Here is a 23798-nt window from a genome sequence, read left to right on the forward strand (position 1 = left end):
GTTGACATGGCTATCGCCAAAAAAATCACTATCCACGATGTTGCGCTGGCGGCTGGCGTGTCGGTGAGCACCGTTTCCTTAGTGCTGAGCGGCAAGGGGCGAATATCGGCCGCGACCGGCGAGCGCGTGAACGCGGCAATTGAGCAACTGGGCTTTGTGCGTAACCGCCAGGCGTCCGCGCTGCGTGGCGGGCAAAGCGGCGTTATCGGTTTGATCGTGCGTGATTTATCGGCACCCTTTTATGCCGAATTGACCGCCGGGTTAACGGAAGCGCTGGAAGCGCAAGGCCGTATGGTTTTTCTCCTGCACGGGGGGAAAGATGGCGAACAGCTAAATCAGCGTTTTACCATGCTGCTTAATCAGGGCGTGGATGGCATGGTGATCGCCGGTGCGGCGGGCAGTAGCGAAGCGCTGAGAGCGCAGGCCGACGCACAAGGAATTCCTGTCGTGTTTGCGTCACGCGCCAGCTATCTTGATGATGCGGATACCGTTCGGCCTGACAACATGCAGGCGGCGCAGCTCCTGACGGAGTACCTTATTCGTCAGGGCCATCAGCGCATCGCCTGGCTGGGAGGACAAAGCGCATCTTTAACCCGTGCGGAGCGCGTGGGCGGCTATTGCGCGACGTTGTTAAAATACGGTCTACCGTTTCACAGCGAGTGGGTCGTGGAATGCGCTTCCAGTCAGAAACAGGCAGCAGAAAGCATTACCGCGCTGTTGCGATACAATCCGACCATTAGCGCTGTCGTTTGTTACAACGAAACCATTGCGATGGGGGCGTGGTTTGGCCTACTGAGAGCCGGACGACAGAGTGGCGAGAGCGGTGTCGATCGTTATTTCGAGCAGCAGGTGTCGCTGGCGGCGTTTGCTGATGTGGCGGAGAACGCCCTCGACGACCTGCCGATTATCTGGGCCAGTACGCCGGCGCGAGAAATAGGCTATACCCTGGCCGAACGAATATTGCAGCGTATTGCTCACGACGAGCACCATGTGCGGAGTCAAACGATAGCCGCTCGCCTGGTAACGCAAAAGTAGAGGCTGCGCGTCGTTCGGCGCAGACCGGGTGCAGCGTCGCGACACCCGGCAAGGCGATTATTGTTGAGGCAGCGCCGGAACGTCCGGTACGGAAAGCGCTGGCATCCCAAACAGGCCGACAAAGTCTTCCAACGGCATTTTTTGTCCGTTGAGCGTGATCTGGCCATTGGCGTACTGCAAACTGGAGGCGATAGTATTATCCTTCAGCGTTGTCAGTCGGAACATCTGACCCATTGCGGACAGCCCCTGCACCTGCTGTTTTGCCAGTTTTTCCGCATCATCCTGCTGATAGCCTTCCAGTTTTGCTATCTGCGTCATAAACTCGACCGCCATGTCCATCGGAATTGCCAGTTTCGCATCCAGCGATTTCACGGAGCGGTCGACTTCCTGCGCCAGCGTTTGCGGTTGTGCCGTTGTGGTTGCCGGATCTTTGAGGAACAGCGACAGATTCAGCGTGGTTTCCCCTTTGGCGTTTTTCCAGCTAAGCGGCGCCAGAGTCAGTACCGGATCGCCTTTTAACAGCACGGGGAGAGCGCTAAAGAACGCTTCAGTGACTTTTTGCTGATAAAGCTCAGGATTCTGCGCCACGTCCGGCTGATTCAACAGCGCCTGCGTTTGCGCATGATATTGCTGACTAAACTGGTGCCAGGCTTCGCCGTCGATTTGACCGACTTTCAGCGTTAATTTACCGCTGCCTAAATCCTGATTCTGCACTTTCAGGCTGTTAAGCGAGTAATCCAACTGGCTGTTAATGGTTTTTCCGTCGTTGACGAGATCGGACTTGCCGGCAATTTCCATCCCTTCCAGCACCGCCATCTCTTTACCCTCAATGGCGATGGACAGTTTATCCAGCGTTAACTTTTGGTCGCCTACACGCTCGCCAAAGCTTGCCAGCTTACTGGTACCGTCTGTTTTCAAATTATTAAAGGTGAGTTGTACCTTCTGATTATATTCGTTAACGGCATCGACCAGGCCGCTCTGCGCTTCGCCCGACAGCGAAACCACATTACCGTCTTTGTCGGCGTTAAGCTGGAACTCGCCGCCGCTAAAGGCGACCTTTTCACCGGCATTCTCGTAGTTTAACGGCTTGAGAGAGATATCGGAGCGGGTATCGCCGCCATAACCAATGCGGGTATTGATAACAAAGGGCGTGTCGCCTTTCGCGATATCAAAAAGGGGTTTTGCCGCATCGTTATTCACCAGGGTGGTTTTTACCGACGCCATAGAAGGGATCAGATTGAGCGTTTTGAGCTGGGCGAGCGGGAAGGGGCCATGTGAAACGGACTCGTCCAGCACAATGCTTTGCCCTGGTTTCAACCAGGTAGTGTCTGCGCCGGCAACCGGTTTGACAACCAGTTGCAGATGGCTACTGAACACGCCACGCTGGTAGTTTTGATAACTTAATTCGACACCGGCCTCCGGCGCAGTACGCTTGAGCTGTTCATTGGCCTGAGTCACCATTTCTGCAAGATGGTTCTCCAGCTTTTTCCCCGTATACCAGGCGCCGCCTGTCCAGACGATGCCAAGTGCAATTACTACACCTGCAGCTACCAGTGTTTTTTTCATATCAATTGTCCATAAAAATGAAACCAGGCGGATTAAACCGCCTGGAGGAGTTTTACGTCTGTTATAAGCTTAGCAAGAGTTGTTAAAAAATTCAGTACGTTGCTACAGCTTGTTATAAACACGCGCTAAACGGCCCGTGCCGCTGGCGTTAACCGGAGACTCATCCGCGCCGATAAAGGCAGATTCACCCGGCTTCAGTACCAGACGCTGTTCATCTTTACGTAACACCGCCTCACCCTCAACGCAGAACAGAATCGCGGCGCTGTGTTGGCCGATGCTCGTCTCCTGAAGCGCCAGGTCGTGCAGTGAAAAAGCAAAATCGTCAACCGGAATTGGGAAGTCCAGCTCCGCGCCGCTTTTTACCGGGGCCGTCAGCAACTCGCCGGCAGGCTTAGGTTCGAACTTCACGTTCGCGACCAGCTCAGGGATGTCGATATATTTTGGCGTAAGGCCAGCGCGCAGAACGTTATCGGAGTTCGCCATGACTTCCAGCGCAACGCCCTGCAGATAAGCATGAGGCGTTTCGGCAAACAGGAACATCGCCTCGCCGGGATTCAGTTTGACCACATTCAGCAACAAAGGAGAGAAAAGCCCGCTGTCGTCAGGATAATACTCTGAAATCACGCGGATCGTTTGCCACGGTTCGCCTTGCTGGCTGTTAAGCGCCGCTTTGAGTACGGCTAACGCGCGGGATTTTTCTTCGCCTTGCATATTCAACAGGCTGGCGAAAAGCTGGCTCAGACGTTCAGCGTTCGGCGCCTGCAAAAAGTGGGCGATAGCGGAATGCGCGCCGGCGACAGGTTGCAGTAAAGAGACAATGTCAGAAAATTCGCGGAACGCGTTCATCGCCAGGAAAGGCGTCAGGGCAAAAACCAGCTCTGGCTTATGGTTAGGATCTTTATAGTTCCGCTCTGCGGCATCCATGGGGATACCCGCCGCATTTTCTTTCGCGAAACCGATTTCGGAGTTGCGTTTATTCGGGTGCACCTGAATAGAGAGCGGCTGTGCGGCGCACAGTACTTTAAACAGAAACGGCAGTTCGCCGAAACGGTTGGCTACCGCTTCGCCCAGCATGGCGGTTTTATTCTTTTCGATGGCGTCACGCAGGGAGACGGTTTCGCCGTTGGCGGTGGTGATTCGCGAGCTGCTTTTGGGATGCGCGCCCATCCAGAGTTCAGCCATTGGCTGCTGCTGCGGATTGGCGATGCCATAAAGTTCCGTTAACGCAGTTTTACTTCCCCAGGCATAGTTTTGCACTGAGTTAATGAGTTTTTGCATTATCAAGCCCTGTTTCAATGTGGAGATCAATGGGAGGTATTAAACCAAGAAACCCGCATGAAGTAACCTCCGCGCGTAAAAAGTCGTACTTGTCTCAGTTTTTGTTAAAAAATTGTGTAGGATAGTGTTACTCGCTTTTAGTCGGGCAATGGAACACCTGCCCAGAGAATAACCATACCGAGCGGTAAGTGAGAGCACAATGTCAAACAAACCCTTCTTTTATCAAGACCCTTTTCCCCTCAAAAAGGACGATACCGAGTACTACTTGTTGACCAGCGAACATGTTTCCGTCGCCGAATTTGAAGGACAAGAGATCCTGAAAGTCGCGCCGGAAGCGCTAACGCTGTTGGCGCGTCAGGCCTTCCACGATGCGTCTTTTATGTTACGTCCCGCGCATCAGCAGCAGGTGGCGGATATTCTGCGCGATCCGCAGGCCAGTGAAAACGACAAATATGTCGCGCTGCAATTCCTGCGAAACTCCGATATCGCGGCCAAAGGCGTGTTGCCCACCTGCCAGGATACCGGTACGGCCATTATTGTCGGCAAAAAAGGCCAACGCGTCTGGACTGGCGGAGGTGATGAAGCGGCGCTGGCTCGCGGCGTATATAACACCTATATCGAAGATAACCTGCGCTATTCGCAGAACGCGGCGCTGGATATGTACAAAGAGGTCAATACCGGTACTAACCTGCCGGCGCAGATCGATCTCTACAGCGTCGATGGCGATGAATATAAATTCCTCTGTATCGCTAAAGGCGGCGGATCGGCGAATAAAACCTACCTCTATCAGGAGACAAAAGCGCTTCTGACGCCGGGTAAGCTCAAAAATTATCTCGTCGATAAGATGCGTACGCTGGGCACCGCCGCCTGTCCGCCGTATCACATCGCGTTTGTCATTGGCGGCACCTCGGCGGAAGCGAACCTGAAGACCGTTAAGCTGGCCTCGGCAAAATACTATGATGCGCTACCGACCGAAGGCAATGAACACGGGCAGGCCTTCCGCGATATTGAGCTGGAAAAAGAATTGTTGCTTGAGGCGCAAAATCTTGGCTTAGGCGCGCAGTTCGGCGGCAAGTATTTCGCTCACGATATTCGTGTCATCCGATTGCCGCGCCACGGGGCATCGTGTCCGGTAGGTATGGGCGTGTCCTGCTCCGCGGATCGAAACATTAAAGCGAAGATCAACCGGGAAGGGATCTGGATCGAGAAGCTGGAGCGCAATCCAGGTAAATATATTCCTGAGGCGCTGCGCCAGGCGGGAGAGGGCGAGGCGGTGCGCGTTGATCTTAACCGTCCCATGAGCGAGATACTGCAACAACTGTCGCAGTATCCGGTATCAACGCGCCTGTCGCTGAACGGCACGATTATTGTGGGCCGCGACATCGCGCACGCTAAACTGAAAGAACGGATGGACAGAGGCGAAGGTTTGCCGCAGTACATCAAAGATCATCCTATCTATTATGCGGGGCCGGCAAAAACGCCGGAAGGGTACGCCTCCGGGTCGCTTGGGCCGACTACCGCAGGACGGATGGACTCTTATGTTGATCAGCTCCAGTCGCAGGGCGGCAGTATGATCATGCTGGCGAAAGGCAACCGCAGCCAGCAGGTGACCGATGCCTGTAAGAAACATGGCGGCTTCTACCTGGGCAGTATCGGCGGCCCGGCAGCCGTTCTGGCGCAGGGCAGTATCAAGCGCCTGGAGTGCGTGGAATATCCTGAACTGGGTATGGAGGCTATCTGGAAAATTGAAGTGGAGGATTTTCCGGCCTTTATTCTGGTGGATGATAAAGGTAACGATTTCTTCCAGCAGATTCAGTCATCGCAGTGCGCGCGCTGCGTTAAGTAATGTCGCCGCCCTGCGGGGCGGTAACATGATTCGCTATTTTGCCGGAGAACGGCGCAAGCGCCTTATCCGGTCTACACCGTTGTGTTGTTATCGTTAATACTCATAAGACCGCAAACATGTGAGCAATGTCGACACATGATCTCATCAACTTGAGTAAGGAGCAGGTAATGGTAACGGTACGCCGCGAGAAAGATTCAATGGGCGCGATTGAAGTCCCGGCAGATAAACTGTGGGGAGCGCAGACTCAACGTTCGCTGGAGCATTTTCGGATTTCCACGGAGAAAATGCCTGTCTCGCTCATTCACGCTCTGGCGTTGACCAAGCGCGCTGCTGCGAAGGTCAACCAGGACTTAGGGTTGTTGGCGGCGGAAAAAGCCAGCGCGATTATCCAGGCGGCTGATGAAGTGCTGGCGGGAAAACATGCTGATGAGTTTCCGCTGGCGATTTGGCAGACCGGGTCCGGTACGCAAAGCAACATGAATATGAATGAGGTGTTAGCGAACCGCGCCAGTGAAATTTTGGGCGGCGTTCGCGGTATGGAACGCAAGGTGCATCCCAATGATGACGTCAATAAGAGTCAAAGCTCAAACGATGTGTTCCCAACCGCCATGCACGTGGCGGCGTTACTGGCGTTACGCGAACACCTCATCCCGCAATTATCCGCATTAACGGATACGCTTCGCGATAAATCCCACGCTTTCGCCGATATTGTCAAAATTGGCCGTACTCACCTGCAGGACGCGACGCCGCTCACCTTAGGCCAGGAGATTTCCGGTTGGGTAGCCATGCTGGAACATAACCTCAGGCACATTGAGCACAGTTTACCGCACGTCGCAGAACTGGCGCTCGGCGGAACCGCAGTGGGGACAGGGCTTAATACCCATCCGGAATATGCCCGGCGCGTGGCCGAGGAACTGGCGACGATTACCGCGGCGCCGTTTGTTACCGCCCCGAATAAATTCGAAGCGCTGGCGACCTGTGACGCGTTGGTACAGGCGCATGGCGCATTAAAAGGACTGGCGGCCTCGCTGATGAAAATCGCCAACGATGTTCGCTGGCTGGCGTCCGGCCCGCGCTGCGGCATTGGCGAGATTGCTATCCCGGAGAATGAGCCAGGCAGTTCCATTATGCCTGGTAAAGTGAATCCGACCCAGTGTGAAGCGGTAACGATGCTATGTTGCCAGGTGATGGGTAACGATGTGGCCATCAATATGGGGGGCGCATCGGGCAACTTTGAGCTCAACGTCTATCGTCCGATGGTTATTCATAATTTTCTGCAAACGGTGCGCCTGCTGGCCGATGGCATGGAGAGTTTCAATCAACACTGTGCGTCAGGAATCGAGCCAAACCGCGAGCGTATTACGCAGTTGCTGAATGAGTCGCTGATGCTGGTCACTGCGCTCAATACGCACATCGGTTACGATAAAGCGGCGGAGATTGCGAAGAAGGCGCATAAAGAAGGGCTGACGCTCAAAGCCTCAGCCGTGGCATTAGGATACCTTAGCGACGAGGAGTTCGACGCCTGGGTACGTCCGGAGTTGATGGTTGGCAGTATGACGCCGGGACGTTAATCCGCCACATACAGGTGCAGTCGCGGAATAATCAGTCGCAGCGGCTGCGCCTGTGGTTTAAAACGGTGCTGAATATTATCGGCGTCATAGTTTTCCAGCCCGCCAATATCCGGCACGCCAGCGCCGTTGTCCGTGTTGATTAATGCGATAATCGGCGTGGGGCAGGCGTGTTGCACCTGTTTCTGCTGGCCTTTATACCAGATGCGGGCGATCGGCTGTACTTTAACCGGACGCTTAATCTTGAGTCGGGCCTGCTGCGGTAAGGCAGCGATATCCTGATATTCCCGTTCCAGCTTGAATTGCCATTGTTCGCGCGTCCACGGCGGGACGCTGCGCGGCGACGCGAGGCTTTTTTTCAACTGGCTCAGAACCTCATCCCGGCTTAAATTTTTAATAATATGTTTATTTGCCCAGCCGAAACGTATGGTAGCGGGGTTATTGATAAGCGTCAGCGTGCGGTAAGCGTTCAGCGTAATTAAGCCGGGTAGATGCCGATGCACCCACTCAAAACGTGCCGCTGAGGGAAGACCGGACTCTACCGTAACCATCTGCTCGAAGGTGGTTTTCAACTGGTTAATGCGCTGTATCTGATTTTCCAGATCTAACTGTGTCGCATTATCCACTTGATAGCATAAGACGCCAGGCAGGCGGACGGCGGCTTTACTGCTGCGGTTTTCGGACTGCTGTTGAATAAACAAATGGCGATAGTGACGTAGCGCCAGCGTTTCGGCCTCTTTCCCCAGATGTTGCGTTACCTCGATAGTATCCAGCGGCGCATGTTCCGCCTCTTTGGTCACCTGCGGCAGTGAAAAGACACGGGCGATAAGTAGCGAATGCTGCTGTAGATTATCCGTCAGCGCCGCCAGGTGTTGTTCTATCTGGCGAAAAGTGCCATTCAGGCGTTCAACGAGATCGTAGCGGGACATGGTATCACTCACTTTAGTTACAACATACTATCTGTATAGCACAGTTCCCGCCGCTCAACCAGCGTGCAAAATACGTCAGGCAGCGGTCATGTCGGGCATCGCGTGCCAGACCGGCCAGTGAAAGCTAAATTTTGCGCCGCCCAGTTCGCTCTCGTCACAGACGACGCTACCGCCCATCGCCAGGGCGATAGAGTGTACGATGGCGAGTCCAAGCCCGCAGCCGCCTGTCGCCCGGTCTCTACTGGGGTCGAGTCTGACAAAAGGTTCAAATACGTGCTCTCGCGCATCCGCTTCAATGCCGGGGCCATCATCTTCGACTATCAACGTTGCCTGACTGCCGTCGAGTAACAGACTGACCTGAACGGTGGTACGACTGTAGCGCAACGCATTATTCAGCAGGTTATCCAGCACTCGCGACATTAACCGCATATCAAGCGCGCCATAATCGCCGATTACACATGTGAGAAGGTTTACGGCGCGTTCCGGGGTCACGCTCTGCACATCCTGCAAATGCGCGAGCAACCAGGCGGGGAGGTCGGGTTCGGTCAACATCAGTTCATTTTGTGGTCGGTCAAGGCGCGCATAGGTGAGCAGTTCTTCAATCAGCGCTTCCAGTTGACCAATATCGCGATTGAGCGCCTGTGATTCCGGCGGTGTAAGGTTTTCACTCATTTCAAGCCGATAGCGTAAACGTACCAGCGGCGTGCGAAGCTCATGGGCGATACCGTCAATCAGCTGTTTTTTACTGGCGATCAGAGCATTAATATTATCCGCCATCTGGTTGAACGCGACGCCCAGACGTTCGAAACTGGAACCATTATCGAAATGCAGGCGTTCAGTCAAATGACCCTCGCCAAAGCGCTGCGCGGCGGATTCGAGCCTGAGCATTTCTTGCCAGTGCGGGCGCATCCAGATAAACACAGGAAAGGCGAGAGAAAAGGCAATGAGCGCCATTAAAGCGATATCCAGCAGTCGCATTTGATGCAGGAAATAGAGATAGGGAACCGGGCCAACCGCCAGGACGTAATGGCTGCGCGGGATACGCTGAATAAAGGTGTATTGATCGTCAAGCGCGACGATATCGCCTTCACGCAGTCGCTGCGTGGTGGTGGCATCAAGCTTATAGTGATTTAACGGTTCAACGCGTAAATCGAAAGAGAGGTTCAGGTCCATTTCTTTTAACGTTTTCCCCCATTCACGCGGCGGAATTTCCCGCAGTTCGCTGCGCATCAGATAGAGCGAACTTTTCATCAGATCGTCGAGCGATTGCCTGCCCGCGCGTTCGGCAGTGAATTTGTACACCAGTCCGACCAATAAGGTCATGACCAGAAAACAGACGAACAGCAAAAGGTAAAACTGCACAAACAGCTTTTTCATCAACGCCCACCGGATCTCAATACATTAGCTCTATCGCGCGCTGACGGAAAAGATTTCCCGTCAGCGCCGCTGGTGGGTTATAAAAGCAGGCTTTGCGTCAACTGACAACCTCATTGTCCGGCGTTAAGGTCCGGACTTTCGTGAACAATGCGTCCATCGACAAGCGTCAAAACAGCGCGAATGGTATCAATTCTGTCTTCGGGCATCGTCATAAATGGCTGATTGAGTACCGCCAGATCGGCCTGTTTTCCGACGCTAAGCTGGCCCCGGTGTTGTTCGGCAAAGGCGAGCCAGGCGGCATGACGTGTATATAACGCTAGCGCTTCCAGACGCGTGAGCCGCTCGCTGGCGGGTTTACGCACGGAACCGCCTGACGCTATACCGGTGATATGATATTCGATAGCGTGCCAGACACCGGCAATGCCAATACGCGTCGAATCGGTGCCGCCAGCTACGACAAGCCCTTTATCCAGCGCCAGTCGAACCGGCGGCGAATTGTCCGTCGCGCCGGGTGGATTGGCGTCACGGATGGCAAGCCCCTCAAAGTAAGGCCCCATTTGCACAGTGAATGCCAGACCCAGCTTACGCATTCGCTCAAGCGTCTGTGGCGAACCGGTATTCAGGTGCGCAATAGACCAGCGGAGAGGGCGCAGATCGTACTGCTGCGCTACCTGCTCAAAAATCGTCAATATCGCGTCGGCGCTGTCATCGGTATAGGCGTGGATCTCAAGCGGTATTCCCCGTTTTGCCGCAAACGTCGCGACCTGGCGAAGCGCGGTTTTGTCCTGCTCTGAGGAAGAAAATCCTGGGGCCATCCGCACGCCGTCATTCATTCCGGCCACCAGGCTTTCCCCCAGGCCAAGAAAAGCCAGTTGCCCGTCATCGGCACGCGCCGGGCGAAAGGCCATCAGGTTGCTGAACCACTGCGCTTCATGACCTTTCGCTTCTGGCTGTACCGGAATGCGATACCCCACGCGCAGCGGTAAATCCCCCTGGTTTCGCATTGCAAATAAAGGCTCATAAGCGGCGGCAGGCCCGGCAGAGGGGTCAATGATGCCGGTCACGCCGCGAGCGTTCATATCAGCGAAAAATTGCCGCAGACCGCCCTCACGATCGGCGTTACGACTTATGCTGGCAAAAAGCTGATTGAACGCGGCGATGTCACCAAATAATTTCCCCGTGGCGCTACCTTTTGCGTCGCGCTCTACGCGGATTCCCGCTAAATCAGGAGGAGGGGTGTCGTTAAGGCCAAGTACGTCTATACCGCGCTGATTCACTAACGCATAGTCGTACAGATACTGAATATAAGCCGGATGATCGGGAAGGGCGTGGCTCAATTCGGCTACCGTCGGCGCCCGGTTTTCTGCAAATTGCGCCGGTATCCACGATCCCACTACGGCTACCCATTGATCGTGGGGACGACGGTTAGCGTCGGCGCGTAATTTATCCAGCGCGTCTTTAAGCGAAGGGCTGTCGTACCAGTAGGTTTCGAATGTCCAGGTTTGTCCGCCGCGAATGGCGTGGATGTGGGTATCGGTCAGGCCGGGTATCACGGTTTTACCCTGTAAATCGATGGTACGGGTATGGTCGCCGCGCCATTCATTTGTCGCCGTATCATCGCCAATCGCCACAATCCGCGAGCCGGAAATCGCCAGCGCGCTGGCCTGCGGCTGGGCATCATTCAGAGTGATGATATTACCGTTATGCAAAATAATATCCGCTGCCGGGCGGGCGGCGGTGGCTGCGCCTGTGGCCGTGAGCAGAAAGAGAAGCGCGGTGCTGGAAAGCAGAGGCGGGACGAGACTGATCATTAGCATGTTCCTTTTGTCGGGCGATAAGCAAACCATAGAGAGCGAACAAGAATTGTTCAATCTGTGCCCAGGGAACAGTGCGTTCTGTTTTTAGAACGGTGGTGATAGAAAAAGAAAAGCCCGCCGAAACGGCGGGCTTGAGAAGAATTAATGAATAATTAGAACTGGTAAACCATACCCAGCGCGACGATATCATCAGTGCTGATACCGGCATCTTTATAGAACTGGTCGTCATCATCCAGCAGGTTGATTTTATAATCAACATAGGTGGAGAAGTTTTTGTTGAAATAGTAGGTAGCACCTACATCAGCATATTTAACCAGGTCTTTATCATCGCCATTAACGTTGTTATAGGTCAGATCTTTACCTTTAGACATCAAGAAAGAAACCGCCGGGCGCAGACCGAAATCAAATTGATATTGGGCTGTAACTTCGAAGTTTTGCGTTTTGTTTGCTACGCCGCCAGCATAACCCGGGTCCGTTTTACCATAAGGCGTCATATTACGGGTTTCAGAATACATAGTCGCTAAATAGATGTTGTTGGCATCATATTTCAAACCAGCTGTCCAGGCATCCGCTTTGTCGCCGCCAGCAATCGTGCCGCCAGCATTGACTTGCTCATTAGTACGATCGGAAGTGGTATACGCAGCGCCTGCGCTGAAGCCCATGCCAATATCATAGGTAGTAGAAATACCGAAGCCATCACCGTTATCGTAACGAATATCGTCGCCATTATTACGGTTATTGGTACCGATATTTACATCGTCAGCGCTTTGGCTTTCATTTTTACCCTGATATTGCAACGCGAAGTTCAGACCGTCTACCAGACCGAAGAAATCAGTGTTACGGTAGGTGGCCACGCCGTTAGCACGACCGGTCATGTAGTTGTCAGCGTAAGTATAGGAGTCGCCGCCGAACTCAGGCAGCATATCGGTCCAGCCTTCCACGTCGTACAGGACGCCGTAGTTACGACCATAGTCGAATGAGCCGTAGTCGCCGAATTTCAGGCCGGCGAATGCCAGACGAGTCCAGGAATTAGCGCCTTCGCCTTCGGTAGTGTTAGCCTGAACGTTATATTCCCACTGGCCGTAACCGGTCAGTTGGTCGTTAATCTGTGTTTCGCCTTTAAAGCCGACACGCATATAGGTCTGATCGCCATCTTTAGAAGAGTCATCAGAGAAATAGTGCAGGCCGTCTACTTTCCCGTAAAGGTCCAGTTTGTTGCCGTCTTTGTTATAAATTTCAGCGGCGTGTGCTGCGCCAGCAGCCAGCAGAGCCGGGATGACAAGTGCCAATACTTTTCTTTTCATTTTTTATCCTTAAAAACTTAACTTATTTGCAAAAGATTGAACTTCTACAGATTCGTTGAATCAAAGGCATCCTAATCTGAATAATATTATTTCAGCAAATGCTAACTTTTCTTATATGTTATTAATTAATACAAAAGTTACTATCGGAAACGCACATATTTATGGTGAATATATTTGTTATTATATATTCATGATTATGATTTGTTTGGTTTCACAATTTGCGAAAAAAGACGGCAATATAGCGCCGGGCAGACATTCTGTTATCAATTTTGTGAACTGGCTTCGAGTTTTTTTAATTTAATTTTCTTGGACGAAAAAGACGTAATGAAGAACCGCAACGCAGAGAAAACGGTAATAAAGGGGCTGTTCCGACTAATAAAAATAGCATCCATGTATACAATGTCTGTTTTTTGAACAGTGGCGGTGATGAGCATCGCCACTATGACTTGATAAAGGCAGGTAAAATCTGTCGGCTAACTTATCCCGTCGTTTCGTCCCAGGCATGAGGGGCAAAAAGATAGCCTTTATTGCGAATGGTCTTTATACGATAGGGCTCAGCAGCGCTATCCAGCAGTTTCTTACGCAGGCGGGAAATCGCCACATCCACGCTGCGATCCAGACCATCATAATTGACGCCGCGCAGCGTTTTTAGCAACGCGTCGCGATCCATAATTTTTCCGGCGTGTGTCGCCAGTTCCCAGAGCAATTCAAAATCGGCGGTGGAGAGCGATATGAAATCGCCGTTGAGCTGGACCGCCCGGTTTAGGGGATCGATGGTTAACGCGCCAAAACGCAGCGCTTTATGCGGCGTAAGCGCGCTCTCCTGAAGGCTTTTTGCCTGTTGCGTTTGTTCGCTTTGCCGCAGGTGTAAGCGCAGACGCGCCAGCAAAACGGCCGGAGGCGTGGTTTTGAGGATGTAGTCGCAGGCGCCCATCTCCAGCGCCAGAATATGATTCATATCACTGTCCAGCGAGGTGAGCAGGACAATCGGGCCTTGCCAGCGGTGGCGTAAATCGCGGCATATCGTCATGCCATCTTTACCTGGAAGCATAATATCCAGTAAAACCAGATCGGGCTGAGTGGTGAGGATAAGATCCTCCGCCCGGTCACCACGCGGCTCAACAATGACATCAATATCATGTTTCGCCAGATAAGCGGCAATGAGAGAACCCACTTCAGCGTCGTCTTCAACAAATACAATGCGGTTCATATTATAAATGGAGAATAGAAAACGCCAACATACACCGCCTCTGTTTTCCCTTCCATAAATCTTTTCTAAACGAGAGCGGTTCCGTTATGCTACACGCTGTTGTTATTAGCATGTTAAGGCAAGGTAATGGGACTCGTGATTAAAGCTGCCCTGGGGGCGCTGGTCGTCGTATTGATTGGTCTGCTGTCAAAAACGAAAAATTATTATATCGCCGGATTAATTCCTCTGTTTCCAACGTTTGCGCTTATCGCGCACTATATCGTGGCCAGCGAGCGGGGCATCGACGCGATGCGTACCACCATCGTCTTTAGCATGTGGTCGATCATTCCTTATTTCATTTATCTTGCAACGCTATGGTATTTCAGCGGCGTGATGCGCCTGCCCGTCGCGCTTGGCGGTGCGGTGGTCTGCTGGGGGCTAAGCGCGTGGCTGCTGATTTTTTGCTGGATTAAATGGCATTAATATTGGCACAGACCGTGGTTTCCCCATCGTAATACAGACGGATATTACGATGGGGAGGTTGTTAACCCACCAGCATCCACGTAGCCGGAACCGCCGCGACCAGCAATAAACCAATCAGCACGACTTCCTGACGATTTAATACGTTGTCATGCTTGTGCGTCCGACGCGCATACAGGAAAACCAGTAATCCAGGCGCGTACAGTACGACGGACAGCAGCAGGTGCATGGGACCCGACGCATATAATAACCATAAGCCATAAATACAGGCTCCGATACCGACCGCCCGATGGAGGGGACGCGTTGCAATCTTCAGCAGAAATGCGCCGACCAGAAAATAGGGCACCAGAATCATTTCTGACGCAATCGTCAATAGCGTGTTGTAGTCCGAACCGGTCAGCCAGATCAGCACCAGACAGATTTGTACACAGATATTGGTGAGCCATAACGATGCAGAAGGCGCGCCTTGCGCATTTTGTCGCGCGAAGATGCCCGGGAAGGATTTATAGGCTGCCGCCAGAAACGGCACCTCTGCCGCCATGATAGTCCAGCTTAGATAAGCCCCGCAGACAGACACAATCAGTCCCGCCGCAATAATAATTTCTCCCCACGGCCCCATCATTTTTACCATCAGTCCGGCCATCGACGGGTTGCGCATCTCCGCCAGTTCCGGACGCGCAAGAACACCAAGAGAAAGCAGAGTGACCAGGAGATATATTCCCAGCGCTGCGAGTACCGCCAGTAGCGTGGCGCGGCCTACATCGCGTTTATTTTTCGCTCGGGCCGAGACGACGACGGCGCCTTCAACGCCAATAAACACCCACAGCGTAATAAGCATGGTGTTCTTGACCTGTTCCCATACGGGAATACCGAGTTCAACACCGGTGAAGTCCAGTGTGAAGGTATCCAGTTTGAACATCATGATAGCCAGCACAATAAACGCGCCGAGCGGCAATAGTTTAGCCAGAGTCGCGACCAGATTGATGCTGGCTGCCGTTTGTACTCCGCGCAGGATGAGGAAATGGACAATCCAGAGCAGGACTGAAGCGCCAACAATAGCCTGCCAGGTATTACCGTCGCCAAACAGACGCAGCGCAGGCGTATCGGTAAAGAAACTCAGCGCTGAAAAGACGATAACCAAATAGGATACGTTGGCGATGACCGCGCACAGCCAATAGCCCCAGGCAGAACAAAAGCCAATCAGTTCGCCGAAGCCTTCGCGGGCGTAAGTAAAGATACCGCCGTCAAGCTCGGAGCGAATGCGCGTGAGGATTAACATGGCGAATGCCAGTAAGAGTATCCCCACGCCGGTAATGGCCCAGCCAATTAACAACGCAGCCGGACTGGCAACGGCGGCCATATTCTGGGGCAGACTGAAAACACCTGCGCCAAGCATTGAGCTTAAAACCAGCGCGGTCAGCGCGCTCAGTCCCAGTTTTTTTTCCATTGGTATCCAGCTATAAAAATGAAATTGGAAGAATAATTATTATGGCAAAACGCATAAAAATGGTGAAAGCCACTAAGGCGCGGGATTTTACGGAGAGAAGGGACCGCATGCAACGGCCTGGATAAGATTTATCGCCAAAAAAGCGAAAAGTGAGATTCATCGCGATATTTGACGGAACGGGCATCCCGCGAGAAAGTGCCGGATGGTGGATTATCAGGCCTGCCGTTGAACGATCGTGTAGGCCTGATAAGGCAGGTATGCCGCCATCCGGCGAGAAAGCCTGATGGCGACGCGCGCCTTATTTATAGAGGTCGGCGCTGATGGTGATGTTATTGCCGCGCTCCTGCCACTGACGCGTAATATGATAATACTTAGCGCCTTTCTTCGCCGCGCGTTTGGCGACCTGGTAGGAGATTTCTGTCATATTGCCGTAGTTGCCGGTGAACTTAACGCTGTCGAAAGGCACCATCATCGCAGCCGTCGCTTTATTCAGCTCCTCAACTTTTGTGCCATCCGGAAGTGTGACAGTGTAACGCCCACCTTTGGTGGATTGCGTTTCGAAGAAACGGCCTACTTCGGCGCTCGGCGAGGCTGACGTAGCGACGCCTGGAATTTCGACTTTCTTCGCAGCTTCGCCGCCCTGAGCCAGCGCGGCGCGGCCAGCTTCAGAGTCTGCCGGAATAGCGTCCGGGCTCTGGACGATGCGTTTTTTCGCATCTTGTTTATAGATAAATGCAGTGATGCGCTGGTTTCCGCCCTGATTCGCATCCACCTGACGAACAATATAGAAAGCGTATGCGTCTTTCTGTTTCGCCGCTTTCGTAATGGCATCGTTAACTTCCGGCTGGCTACGGTAGAAGCCCTGAACGGTGACGGTGTCATACGGTTCTAATTGTACGGCCTGGTCTTTCGGTAATTCCACGATGCCATTAATGACACGATTTTTGGGCGCGTCGGCTTTCGGCGCGTCGGCTTTATACACGTCCGCCACAACACGCCAGTTACCACTGTTGCCGAACTCCGAGGTGTCGACAACATAGAAGGAGGCTGCGCCTTCTTTATCTGCGCGGCGGGACACGGCGGAGACCGCATCGCCAATAGCATTAAAACGACCGGTAATAACGATGCGGTCATAAGGTTTTAGTGCAGCCGCTTGCTCCGGCGTCAGTTCTGTTGCTGCATGGACAGAAAAAGCAGCCGCAGAAAGCAGTGCCGACGCCAGGAGAGTGTTCTTAAGCTTCATAAAAATAATCCTTCGCCTTGCGCAAACCAGGTACTGGTATTGTTATTGACTAGAAACGTGGCTGATTATTGCATTTAAACCATATGGATGTCTGCGGGATTTTTCACGCATCGTGTCATGTATCCTATCTTTGATGATAACATTTACCGATATGTCGAAAAAAACGGCGTCCGGGCGGCTAAGCTAATGAAGCGCATGAATTTAATAAGTTAATTTAATGTTAATTTCTTGATATCGACAGAGGTTTAATGATGTTTTACTGTCAAATTTGAGCGAATTATCAGCCCTCGCAGGCCATTTTCAAGGCATTATGGCTGCTTAGCGGCTGAATCGTTCATGTTTTGCAAATTTGATAAAAAATTCTGTTTTTTGGCGCTAGATCACAGGCGTTATTTTCAGTAGGTTATAGAGAGTTTGTAACGGTTTTATTCTGCAGGGGTAACATTTACCTCAAACGCGGGCAGGCGTACGCTTCTCGCGCTTACTGACAAACCATCATCAAAAATACCGATGGAAGGGAACATTTATGCGAATTGGCATACCAAAAGAGCGGTTACCCAATGAAACCCGTGTCGCTGCGACGCCGAAAACGGTAGAGCAGCTACTGAAGCTGGGGTTTAGCGTCGCTATCGAAAGCGGGGCGGGTCAACTGGCAAGTTTTGACGACAAAGCGTTTGCGCAGGCTGGCGCGGATATTGTAGACGGCAATGCTATCTGGCAGTCGGAAATTATTCTCAAGGTTAATGCGCCTGAAGAAGATGAAATCGCTTTACTGAACCCCGGGACTACGCTGGTCAGTTTTATCTGGCCTGCGCAAAATCCTGGGTTAATGGAGAAACTTGCCGAACGTAAGGTCACGGTGATGGCGATGGACTCCGTGCCGCGTATTTCCCGCGCGCAGTCGCTCGACGCGTTAAGCTCAATGGCGAATATCGCGGGTTATCGCGCCATTGTAGAGGCCGCGCATGAATTTGGGCGCTTCTTTACCGGGCAAATCACTGCCGCCGGGAAAGTGCCGCCGGCGAAGGTGATGGTGATTGGCGCGGGCGTAGCCGGTCTTGCGGCTATCGGCGCGGCAAACAGCCTGGGGGCGATTGTCCGCGCGTTTGACACTCGTCCTGAAGTCAAAGAGCAGGTCCAGAGTATGGGGGCTGAGTTCCTCGAACTGGATTTTAAAGAGGAAGCCGGTAGCGGCGATGGTTACGCCAAAGTGATGTCCGAGGCGTTTATCAAAGCGGAAATGGCGCTCTTTGCCGCCCAGGCCAAAGAAGTCGATATCATTGTTACCACCGCGTTGATTCCGGGCAAACCTGCGCCGAAGCTGATTACCCGCGATATGGTCGATTCTATGAAGGCCGGCAGCGTGATTGTCGACCTGGCCGCGCAGAATGGCGGTAACTGCGAATATACCGTCGCCAATCAGGTTGTGACGACGGACAATGGCGTGAAAGTGATTGGCTACACCGATCTACCGGGGCGTTTGCCGACGCAGTCATCCCAGCTTTATGGCACCAACCTGGTTAACCTGCTGAAGCTGCTGTGCAAAGAGAAAGACGGCAATATTGACGTGGATTTTGACGATGTCGTGATCCGTGGCGTGACGGTGATTCGCGACGGCGACATTACCTGGCCTGCGCCGCCAATCCAGGTTTCCGCGCAGCCACAGGCCGCGCCTAAAGCAGTACCTGCGCCAAAAGAGCCGGAAAAGCCCGCTTCACCCTGGCGGAAGTATGCGTTAATGGCGCTGGCGATCATTCTTTTTGGCTGGCTGGCCGATGTCGCGCCAAAAGAGTTCCTCGGCCATTTTACCGTGTTTGCGCTCGCCTGCGTGGTTGGTTATTACGTGGTGTGGAACGTGTCTCATGCGCTTCATACGCCATTAATGTCGGTGACCAACGCAATTTCAGGGATTATTGTTGTCGGGGCATTATTGCAAATTGGTCAGGGCGGCTGGGTCAGCTTCCTGAGCTTTATCGCGGTGCTTATCGCCAGCATTAATATTTTCGGTGGCTTCACCGTGACTCAGCGTATGCTGAAAATGTTCCGGAAAAACTAAGGGGTAACACATGTCTGGAGGATTAGTTACAGCTGCATACATTGTTGCCGCGATCCTGTTTATTTTCAGTCTTGCCGGGCTTTCAAAGCATGAAACGTCCCGCCAGGGGAATAACTTCGGTATTGCCGGGATGGCGATCGCGTTGCTGGCGACCATTTTTGGGCCGGATACCGGCAACGTGGCATGGATTCTGGTCGCCATGATTATTGGCGGCGCGATTGGCATCCGCATGGCGAAAAAAGTTGAGATGACCGAGATGCCGGAGCTGGTCGCGATTCTGCACAGTTTCGTGGGCCTGGCGGCGGTACTGGTTGGCTTTAACAGCTATCTGTACCATGACGCCAGTCTGGCGCCGGTGCTGGTGAATATCCATCTGACCGAAGTCTTCCTCGGTATCTTTATTGGCGCAGTCACTTTCACTGGATCGATCGTAGCGTTTGGTAAACTGCGCGGCAAAATTTCTTCTAAGCCGTTGATGTTGCCTAACCGTCACAAAATGAACCTGGCGGCGCTGGTTGTTTCTTTCCTGTTGCTGCTGGTTTTTGTCCGCACCGAAAGCGTGGGTCTACAGGTTCTGGCGCTGCTGCTGATGACCATTATCGCGCTGGCGTTTGGTTGGCATCTGGTCGCCTCTATCGGCGGGGCGGACATGCCGGTGGTTGTTTCAATGCTGAACTCCTATTCCGGTTGGGCTGCCGCGGCGGCTGGCTTCATGTTGAGCAACGATTTGCTGATTGTGACCGGCGCGCTGGTCGGTTCGTCAGGCGCGATCCTGTCTTACATTATGTGTAAAGCGATGAACCGCTCTTTCATCAGCGTTATTGCTGGTGGGTTCGGTACTGACGGCTCCTCAACGGGCGACGATCAGGAAGCTGGCGAACATCGCGAAATCACGGCGGAAGAGACCGCTGAGATGCTGAAAAACTCCCACTCCGTCATTATTACGCCGGGGTACGGGATGGCGGTGGCGCAGGCGCAGTATCCGGTAGCGGAAATCACCGAAAAACTGCGTGCGCGCGGTATCAACGTGCGTTTCGGCATTCATCCGGTGGCAGGGCGTTTGCCCGGTCATATGAACGTGCTGTTGGCGGAGGCGAAAGTGCCTTATGACATCGTGCTGGAAATGGACGAAATCAATGATGATTTCGCCGATACCGATACCGTGCTGGTGATTGGCGCGAACGATACGGTGAACCCGGCGGCGCAAGACGATCCCCGCAGCCCGATCGCCGGTATGCCGGTTCTCGAAGTGTGGAAAGCACAGAATGTCGTGGTCTTTAAGCGTTCAATGAATACTGGTTATGCTGGTGTGCAGAACCCGCTGTTCTTTAAAGAGAATACGCAAATGCTGTTTGGCGATGCCAAAGCCAGCGTGGATGCAATTCTGAAAGCGCTTTAATCTTTTAAACGTGCGGCGGCCTCTTCGGAGGCCGTTTTTATAAACTTCATCCTTTAAGCTGCCTCTTTGTTGGCTGCGCTCAGAAACCCCGGTCACATCGTTATCTATGCTCCCGGGGATTTCTTCCCTTGCCGCCGCGAGGCATCTTGAATGATTTTGTGTATATATTGCATTTTATCTTTTGTTTAAATCGCTAAGCAGAACGGCGATACTCTGCCCGCCGGTGGTCTGTTCGAGGGCGATTTTGACAATGATGGTTAACGGAACGGAGAGCAACATGCCCACCGGACCTAATAGCCAGCCCCAGAAAATTAACGACAAAAATACCACTAAGGTCGAAAGGCCTAAACCACGTCCCATGATACGTGGCTCAAGGATATTGCCGAAGACCAGATTAATCAGCAGATAGCCTGCCAGCACCAGCAGCGCATCATAAAACCCGTTAAATACCAGCACCTGAATAATGGGCGGCAGGGCAGCGAGCACCGATCCAATATTAGGAATATAGTTCAGCGCGAAGGCCAGTAGACCCCAGACAAAGGCGAAGCGGACATCCAGCGCGGCCAGCATTCCCCATGCGACCAGCCCCGTCACGATACTGATCGCTGTTTTTAACACCAGATAATGGGAAACGCTATCAAGCGCGCGTTGAATTGCCGCCATGCCTTCCACCGGACGGCTCATCATCTGCTGCAGTTTTTCAGGCAATTGTGGAACCTCCAGCAGCATAAATACCACGGTCAATAACAATAAAAAGATGGACGACATGGCATTAGACAGCTGGGTGAGCAGGTTCGTTACCAGAGTCATGGCGGCGTTTGGATCGATATATTTCGCCAGCTCATCAACCGACACGCCAATGCCTGCTCGCTGTAACCACGGTTCAATACGTTGCAACGGTATCACCAATGAGGAGCGATATTGCGGTAGGGTACGAGCCAGTTCATTTAATGATGTCCCCAAATAGGCCAGTAGCAGTACCATTAACATAACAATAATCACAATGAGCAATGATACGGCGATAACGCGCGGAATTCGGCATCGGGTCATCCGTTGCACAACGGGATTGAGAACGACTGCAATAAATAACGCCAAAATAAAGGGAACAATGATATCTGCGGCGAAGCGGATACCGCTCAGAATAACCACCAGCATTCCCAGCATAATGACGATTTTTAGACCATTGAGCGTGATGATCGGTTTTGCCATATCAGTCCCTGTTTTCTGATGCCGACTCGAATAATAATGTGATGTCGGTCGACCTGTTCTGGTTAAAATCAAACACTTCAGGTAAAGAAGTGAAAATATTTTGAGTTAATTCCTGGCTTATGATACAAATCAAGCGTGTTCAACTACCGAGGACAATTATCATCCGCGATGACGAGAAGCAACACTGCGGATAATTGTAATATTATGGACAATATGTTCAGCGCTTTTTTCTCCACGCAAACGCATCTTCACTCTACCTCCTTTTTCCTGCTTATCGGCGAGCAGCACTGGCGTAACGCGCTTTAGTCTCTCACTTCTGCCTGAGCTGGCGCAACGCGCTGTGCTAACTGATTTTATTTTTTAGTTTGCTGCGTGCAGCAGACTCGAAAGAGTATATTCTCATGCAGGAGAAGTGTCATGTTTTACTGGATTTTATTAGCTCTGGCTATCGCGACTGAAATTACCGGCACGCTCTCAATGAAATGGGCTAGCGTGGGTAATGGCAATGCGGGTTTTATTTTAATGCTGGTGATGATCACGCTGTCATATATATTTCTTTCTTTTGCGGTAAAAAAGATTGCCCTGGGTGTAGCGTATGCCTTATGGGAAGGGATCGGCATTTTATTTATTACCATTTTTAGCGTGCTGCTATTTGATGAAGCATTATCAACCATGAAGATTGCCGGCTTGCTGACGCTGGTCGCCGGCATCGTATTGATCAAATCAGGGACGCGTAAACCCGGCAAACCGGTGAAGGAGGCGGCTCGTGCAACAATTTGAATGGATACACGGCGCCTGGCTTGGGCTGGCAATAATGCTGGAAATCGCGGCTAACGTACTGTTGAAATTTTCGGACGGCTTTCGCCGTAAATGCTATGGCATCTTATCGCTTGCCGCTGTTCTGGCCGCCTTCAGCGCGCTTTCCCAGGCGGTTAAAGGGATAGACCTGTCGGTGGCGTATGCGCTATGGGGCGGTTTTGGTATTGCCGCCACGCTGGCGGCGGGCTGGGTGCTCTTCGGCCAGCGCTTAAATCCCAAAGGCTGGGTTGGCGTGATATTGCTGCTCGCCGGAATGGTCATGATCAAATTTGCCTGAGACGATCGCTGCCGGTCAGGCAGCGATTCCCGCATTAATCCTGCGCCAGAGCTTTCAGCTTATCGCGAAAGCCGGTGACGGATATGGCGCGGTTATCGGCGCGCCAGCGATCTTTAGCCGCAGGAGCGGAGCTTTGTACGCCAATGAGCTGCCATCCGCTATCCGTGTGCAATAAGAGCGGCGAGCCGCTGTCGCCAGGTAACGTGTCGCACTGGTGTGAGAGTACGGCATTCTGCGCCCAGCCGGTCACGACGCAATCCTGATGGGAATAAAGCGCATTCAGATGATCTTCCGGATAACCGGACTGCGTGACTTTTCGGTCTGCGGCTTTCAACGCCGCAGTGAGCGCCGCTTTATCGCCGGTAAATAAAGGCACTGGCGTGATACCGGAAGGTGGGTAGCGCAATATTACCAGACCAAAATCCCAGCTTGCCGCGGCAGGCGGCACAATCCAGCCATCGCCATCCGCTTTCAGACGTCGGCCCAGCGACGGTTCAACGCGGCCTTCAATGCCGTGGATTTCATAGCGCCATACTCCTTTTCGCGCCACAAAACGCAGCGCAACCGCTTTGTCTGGTTTTCCTTTCGGAGGCGTTAGCAGGCAGTGACCTGCTGTCAGGGCGATATGCGGGGAGATAAGCGTTGCCGTACACAAATTACCGCTGGCGGTCTCTAGTTGCCCGATGGCATCCCACGGCGATTGGGTAGGTTCGGCGACGGGCACCCGATCGTCATGGTTAAAAAAAAGCGTTTTGACGTCGCTGGCATCCGTGGCGTCTGTTTCAGCCCCCCCGGCTTTCGCCATAACCGGTAAAAAACACACTATGCCCAGTAATACAGCAATGGTTTTATGCATATCACACTCTGGTGGGTAATTATGATTATTAACAACAAACCCTCAGTACTACTATAGACGTGACGGTAAGAAAGTGGGAGTAAAATCAGATAACTACACTCAG

Annotated in this window: 20 protein-coding genes; 9 read left to right on the forward strand and 11 right to left on the reverse strand. The window is 52.6% G+C overall.

What is annotated here, in order from left to right; translation table 11 throughout:
* The first annotated feature begins 6 nt into the window (after positions 1-6).
* Entirely contained in the window at positions 7-1035 is a 1029-nt protein-coding gene (locus ACLD3P_RS02355; RefSeq protein ID WP_000951918.1) for a Mal regulon transcriptional regulator MalI, read from the forward strand.
* 57 nt (positions 1036-1092) lie between these two features.
* Here ACLD3P_RS02355 and ACLD3P_RS02360 read toward each other — a convergent pair whose 3' ends face one another.
* On the reverse strand, positions 1093-2601 hold the full coding sequence (locus ACLD3P_RS02360) for a YdgA family protein (RefSeq protein ID WP_000753334.1): 1509 nt from the start codon (positions 2599-2601) through the stop codon (positions 1093-1095).
* A 102-nt stretch (positions 2602-2703) separates the two neighbouring features.
* A complete protein-coding gene (gene manA / locus ACLD3P_RS02365; RefSeq protein WP_001170622.1) occupies positions 2704-3879 on the reverse strand; it encodes a mannose-6-phosphate isomerase in 1176 nt (391 codons plus the stop codon).
* Between the two features lie 199 nt (positions 3880-4078).
* Between manA and fumB the strand changes: the two genes are divergently transcribed.
* Positions 4079-5725, forward strand: a complete 1647-nt coding sequence (fumB, locus tag ACLD3P_RS02370; protein ID WP_000066609.1) for a class I fumarate hydratase — start codon at positions 4079-4081, stop codon at positions 5723-5725.
* Positions 5726-5892: 167 nt separating this feature from the next.
* Positions 5893-7296, forward strand: a complete 1404-nt coding sequence (gene fumC / locus ACLD3P_RS02375; protein WP_001649578.1) for a class II fumarate hydratase — start codon at positions 5893-5895, stop codon at positions 7294-7296.
* On the opposite strand, the gene tus is transcribed toward fumC, so the two are convergent.
* From tus to rstA, 5 genes are all read right to left on the reverse strand, one after another.
* Entirely contained in the window at positions 7293-8222 is a 930-nt protein-coding gene (gene tus / locus ACLD3P_RS02380; protein ID WP_000092495.1) for a DNA replication terminus site-binding protein, read from the reverse strand. The genes fumC and tus overlap by 4 nt on opposite strands.
* Positions 8223-8297: 75 nt before the next feature.
* The gene (rstB, locus tag ACLD3P_RS02385) at positions 8298-9599 is read right to left on the reverse strand and encodes a two-component system sensor histidine kinase RstB (protein WP_023263086.1); all 1302 of its coding nucleotides are present in this window, start codon (positions 9597-9599) and stop codon (positions 8298-8300) included.
* A gap of 110 nt (positions 9600-9709) precedes the next feature.
* Positions 9710-11416 (reverse strand): amidohydrolase, encoded by a 1707-nt coding sequence (locus ACLD3P_RS02390; protein ID WP_131046349.1) that lies wholly within the window; start codon positions 11414-11416, stop codon positions 9710-9712.
* 152 nt (positions 11417-11568) lie between these two features.
* A complete protein-coding gene (gene ompS2, locus ACLD3P_RS02395; RefSeq protein ID WP_080169682.1) occupies positions 11569-12720 on the reverse strand; it encodes a porin OmpS2 in 1152 nt (383 codons plus the stop codon).
* Positions 12721-13198: 478 nt separating this feature from the next.
* Entirely contained in the window at positions 13199-13930 is a 732-nt protein-coding gene (gene rstA / locus ACLD3P_RS02400) for a two-component system response regulator RstA (RefSeq protein WP_001080047.1), read from the reverse strand.
* A gap of 126 nt (positions 13931-14056) precedes the next feature.
* Between rstA and ACLD3P_RS02405 the strand changes: the two genes are divergently transcribed.
* Positions 14057-14392, forward strand: a complete 336-nt coding sequence (locus ACLD3P_RS02405; protein ID WP_000524877.1) for a GlpM family protein — start codon at positions 14057-14059, stop codon at positions 14390-14392.
* A gap of 61 nt (positions 14393-14453) precedes the next feature.
* On the opposite strand, the gene ACLD3P_RS02410 is transcribed toward ACLD3P_RS02405, so the two are convergent.
* Both ACLD3P_RS02410 and ydgH read right to left on the reverse strand, forming a co-directional pair.
* Positions 14454-15836, reverse strand: a complete 1383-nt coding sequence (locus ACLD3P_RS02410; RefSeq protein WP_000412353.1) for an amino acid permease — start codon at positions 15834-15836, stop codon at positions 14454-14456.
* A gap of 298 nt (positions 15837-16134) precedes the next feature.
* The gene (gene ydgH / locus ACLD3P_RS02415) at positions 16135-17079 is read right to left on the reverse strand and encodes a DUF1471 family protein YdgH (RefSeq protein ID WP_000769292.1); all 945 of its coding nucleotides are present in this window, start codon (positions 17077-17079) and stop codon (positions 16135-16137) included.
* Between the two features lie 526 nt (positions 17080-17605).
* Between ydgH and pntA the strand changes: the two genes are divergently transcribed.
* Both pntA and pntB read left to right on the forward strand, forming a co-directional pair.
* Positions 17606-19135 carry a Re/Si-specific NAD(P)(+) transhydrogenase subunit alpha gene (pntA, locus tag ACLD3P_RS02420; protein WP_058216760.1) on the forward strand — a complete coding sequence of 510 codons (1530 nt, stop codon included), beginning with the start codon at positions 17606-17608 and terminating at the stop codon, positions 19133-19135.
* A 10-nt stretch (positions 19136-19145) separates the two neighbouring features.
* Positions 19146-20534, forward strand: coding sequence for a Re/Si-specific NAD(P)(+) transhydrogenase subunit beta (gene pntB, locus ACLD3P_RS02425; protein ID WP_000014056.1), 1389 nt, complete (start codon positions 19146-19148; stop codon positions 20532-20534).
* A 174-nt stretch (positions 20535-20708) separates the two neighbouring features.
* Here the strand turns inward: pntB and ACLD3P_RS02430 are convergent, their stop codons facing one another.
* A complete protein-coding gene (locus ACLD3P_RS02430) occupies positions 20709-21743 on the reverse strand; it encodes an AI-2E family transporter (RefSeq protein ID WP_001118268.1) in 1035 nt (344 codons plus the stop codon).
* 168 nt (positions 21744-21911) lie between these two features.
* On the opposite strand from ACLD3P_RS02430, the gene ACLD3P_RS02435 reads away from it, so the two are divergent.
* The 3 genes from ACLD3P_RS02435 (at position 21912) to mdtI (ending at position 22839) form a co-directional block, all read left to right on the forward strand.
* Complete coding sequence (locus ACLD3P_RS02435; RefSeq protein WP_000198592.1) at positions 21912-22049, forward strand: hypothetical protein; 138 nt, start codon at positions 21912-21914, stop codon at positions 22047-22049.
* Positions 22050-22160: 111 nt separating this feature from the next.
* On the forward strand, positions 22161-22523 hold the full coding sequence (gene mdtJ, locus ACLD3P_RS02440) for a multidrug/spermidine efflux SMR transporter subunit MdtJ (protein WP_000500277.1): 363 nt from the start codon (positions 22161-22163) through the stop codon (positions 22521-22523).
* Complete coding sequence (gene mdtI, locus ACLD3P_RS02445) at positions 22510-22839, forward strand: multidrug/spermidine efflux SMR transporter subunit MdtI (protein WP_001183821.1); 330 nt, start codon at positions 22510-22512, stop codon at positions 22837-22839. Before mdtJ ends, mdtI begins: the two co-directional genes overlap by 14 nt.
* A 34-nt stretch (positions 22840-22873) precedes the next feature.
* Here the strand turns inward: mdtI and ACLD3P_RS02450 are convergent, their stop codons facing one another.
* Complete coding sequence (locus tag ACLD3P_RS02450; protein ID WP_411006370.1) at positions 22874-23695, reverse strand: trypsin-like serine peptidase; 822 nt, start codon at positions 23693-23695, stop codon at positions 22874-22876.
* Positions 23696-23798 lie beyond the last annotated feature (103 nt).

This window comes from Salmonella sp. 741265073_HBA (assembly GCF_046569105.1).
GTDB lineage: Bacteria > Pseudomonadota > Gammaproteobacteria > Enterobacterales > Enterobacteriaceae > Salmonella > Salmonella enterica.